Genomic DNA, 3567 nt, shown 5'->3' with positions numbered 1-3567 from the left:
GTTCGGGTGTGGGGTAAAATCGAAACCAATAGGCTTTTTCCATGGGGAGCATTTTAGCATATATTTCGTAAATGTGTTAATATTTAACAGTAAAGCCGTCGTAGAACGACGGGGTTTCAGACCCAAAATTTTCGATGAAGGCTACCGCGCTCATTCGTCGTCGCGTCATCTTGGTCCCAGACGCATTCGCAGAAGTCCCTGTCTGGCGTGTTCCCCAACCAGTTCTGCCATTGGAGCATCCTTACGTCATATACTTAAAAGTAGGATAAGAAATTGTTTAGAGAGTGATCCAAAACTTTAAAGATAAAGAAGCTCAAAAAGTTTTTGAACGTAAACATTCGCGTAAATTGCCATTAGATATCCAGCAAGTGGCATTGCGAAAATTGCGGATGCTTAATCGTGCGGAAACCCTGCAAGATCTTCGTGTCCCACCAGCAAATCGATTGGAACGTCTGGTTGGTGATAGGGAAGGTCAATATAGCATTCGGGTTAACGATCAATGGCGAATTTGCTTTGTCTGGCAAGACGGTGATGCTCTAGACGTAGAAATCGTTGATTATCATTGAGGTAAAATAATGAATGAAGATAAACTAATGCCAATTCATCCCGGTGAGGTTCTTTTAGAGGAATTTATAAAGCCAATGAACCTTAGTCAGAATCAAATAGCTCTGGCTCTTGGAGTTCCCGAACAATGTATTAACGAAATCGTTCATGGAAAGCGGCCTATCACAGCGGATATAGCTCTTCGGTTAGCTCGTTATTTTGATATGTCACCGCGATTTTGGCTAGGATTACAAATGGATTACGATCTGGACGTTGTTGAAGATGAAATAGGAGATCAATTGGATAAAGAAGTTGCTGTAATGACAGTTATTTGTGCAGAAAAGTAATTTGTTTGATATGTTCTAAGGCAGAACCTTGCAATATATCAAACAAATTTGGCAGCGATCCCCCTTGACAATCACGAATATTTATTGTATACAATTATATTATATGGTGATTCTCTCGAAAAAAAAATCACAGTCTATCACACAATCACATCAATCACAGTACAGACAATGAATGAACAACGCGCCCAAGCTTATGTTAATTTAATTCAACAGTTGCTCACTTGTACTGATGATGAGGAACTGAATAAGATTCTGCAAGCAAATCAGGAATTGATTGATCCCCAATTTTTGCAGGAGATGGAAAACTATGCAACAGGGTTAGAACAACAAGGAAATAATAATGATGCGGTTTGGTTGCGGAATATGGCGCAACAGTTGGGGCAATATCTCAACCTTCAACCTCAAGTTTATATTCTTCTCTACAATGTAGGAACAGATAATGAAGGAATTCATACAATAAGTAGTCAAGAGAAACAGACAATATTACTGTTTGAAGCTTCAGCAGATGCAACTAATTTTGCACGACAATTAAGAGAACAGAATTTTCCTGTACCTAGCGTTGAAAGTATATTAATCGAAGAAATTATTGCTTTTTGTGAGGAAGCGGGTTATGACTGGGAAGTTGTGCCAGAGGGAGCAAATAAAATTCCGCCAGTTGAAAGCAGAGAATCTGGAAATGCACATCAAGAATATTTAATTTTTTTGATGAAGGCATTAGATAAAGTTCATGAAAATCCTGATCCTAAGTATATTTATCCTTTTTTTGAGCATAATCTTGATAAATTAGATGAAAAGTTAATAATTATTCTAGATAATTGGGTAAAAAATCAATTAGCATCCGTTGAAACAGAACAAGCTGTATATATCGCTGGTAATATCTTTACCTTGATCAATTTTAGTACCTTAATCCAACAATTCCCTCTAGGTAATATTGCCACTAATTTAGAAATTGCGATCACAGGTTATCAAGTTGTTTTAACTGGGTTTAATTTTGATGATTTTCCTGAAATTTGGGCAGATACGCAAGATAATCTTGGTAGTGCTTACCAAAACAGAATCAGAGGAGATATAGCGGAGAATTTAGAACTATCAATCGCTGCTTATACTGAAGCATTGAAAGTGAGATCTTTCGATAATTTTCCTAAAGATTGGGCAGATACACAAAATAACCTAGCTAATACCTATGCTAAAAGAATTAGAGGAGATAAAGCCGAGAATTTAGAACTTGCGATTGCTGCTTATAATGAAGCATTGAAAGTCAGAACTTTCGATAATTTTCCTCAAGATTGGGCGACGACTCAACATAATTTAGCTATGGCTTATGTGAAGAGAATTAAAGGTAATAAAGCTGACAATTTAGAACTGGCGATTACGGCTTGTAACGAAGCATTGAAAGTCAGAAGCATTGACAAAATTCCTCTAGGTTGGGCAAATACAAAAAATACTCTAGCTGCTGCTTATGCCGATAGAATTAAAGGTGATAAAGCTGAGAATTTAGAACTAGCGATCAAATTTTACAACGAAGTATTGCAAGTGAGAACTTATGATAAATCTCCTAGGGTTTGGGCTGGCACACAATGCGATCTAGCCAGTGCTTATGCGGATAGAATTAGAGGAGATAAAAAAGAAAATTTTGATAAGTCTATCAATTTTATTCAAGAAGCTCTAAGAGTTTATAATCGTGATGCTTTTCCTTATGAATGGGCATTAACACAAAATCATTTAGGGACTGTTTATGGTGATCGCATTAGAGGGGAAAGGGCAGATAATCTAGAGAAAGCGATCGCATCTTATAACCTATCATTAGAAGTATATACTCCGACGGCTTTTCCCATAAACTGCTTACGAACAGGACGAAACTTAGGAAATACTGCTAACTTTATCAAAGACTGGGAAACCGCCATCAAAGGCTACAATTTAGCCATCGAAGCAGTAGAAAATATCCGACTCGAAGCCTTAAACCCCCAACGACAACAGGAAATTCTCTCCGATGCAATGGATGTTTATCATGGCATAGTTCAATCCTATCTCAACCTCAATCAACCAGATCGCGCCTTAGAATACGTTGAACGCAGCAAAACCCGCTATCTAGTCCAATTGCTAACCAACCGAGATATCTATCCTAAAGGTAATATCCCCCAAACTATTATTACCGAATTAGATCGCCTCCGTCGTGCCATTATCGGGGAAGAACAACAGTTAGCCATCCAAGAACAAACCCGCAATAGGGGATTAATTTTAACTCTAGATCAACAAAAACAACCTATCTTAAATGACTATACTCACCTCAATCATTTAAAACAAGAATTAAATCAATTCATTGACCGTGAAATCACCCCCATAGATTCAACTTTTAGCTTAACTCAAAAAGTTCAAACCATTAAATTAAGTGAGATTCAATCCTTAATTGATCAAGATACTGCTATTTTAGAATGGTATATTGCAGGGGATAGAATTATGGCGTTTATTGTTACTAATGAAGGTTTGATCCACCCTAACCCCCCTTCAAAAGATTCGATCCCCCCTAACCCCCCTTTAAAAGCTATCCATTAGTCACATCTTTCTTAACATAAAATTTGACAAAAAGAGAAAAGTGTGCAAGATGGCTCAAGGAGGTTCTATGGGGGGACTAATTTGATGAGATAGTTTCCAAGTCTGGCTGATATCATGTAACCTT

Annotated in this window: 2 protein-coding genes and 1 pseudogene; all 3 read left to right on the top strand. The window is 37.5% G+C overall.

The window, feature by feature from the left end:
- Positions 1–284 precede the first annotated feature (284 nt).
- On the top strand, positions 285–566 hold the full coding sequence (locus tag IM319_RS07450) for a type II toxin-antitoxin system RelE/ParE family toxin (RefSeq protein WP_002766387.1): 282 nt from the start codon (positions 285–287) through the stop codon (positions 564–566).
- A 9-nt stretch (positions 567–575) separates the two neighbouring features.
- Entirely contained in the window at positions 576–890 is a 315-nt protein-coding gene (locus tag IM319_RS07445) for a HigA family addiction module antitoxin (RefSeq protein WP_002751513.1), read from the top strand.
- A 168-nt stretch (positions 891–1058) separates the two neighbouring features.
- Positions 1059–2627 (top strand): annotated as a pseudogene (locus IM319_RS07435) (DUF3110 domain-containing protein); the annotation flags it as partial.
- Between the last annotated feature and the right edge of the window lie 940 nt (positions 2628–3567).

Origin of the sequence: Microcystis sp. M113S1, assembly GCF_020246945.1 — a bacterium.
GTDB lineage: Bacteria > Cyanobacteriota > Cyanobacteriia > Cyanobacteriales > Microcystaceae > Microcystis.
The sequence above is the reverse complement of the archived record's forward strand: the minus strand, read 5'-3'. Positions and strand labels throughout refer to the sequence as shown.

Excerpts from the sequence above, each read along its gene's own strand:
- IM319_RS07445 (WP_002751513.1), top strand. The coding sequence starts at position 576 with ATGAATGAAGATAAACTAATGCCAATTCATCCCGGTGAGGTTCTTTTA.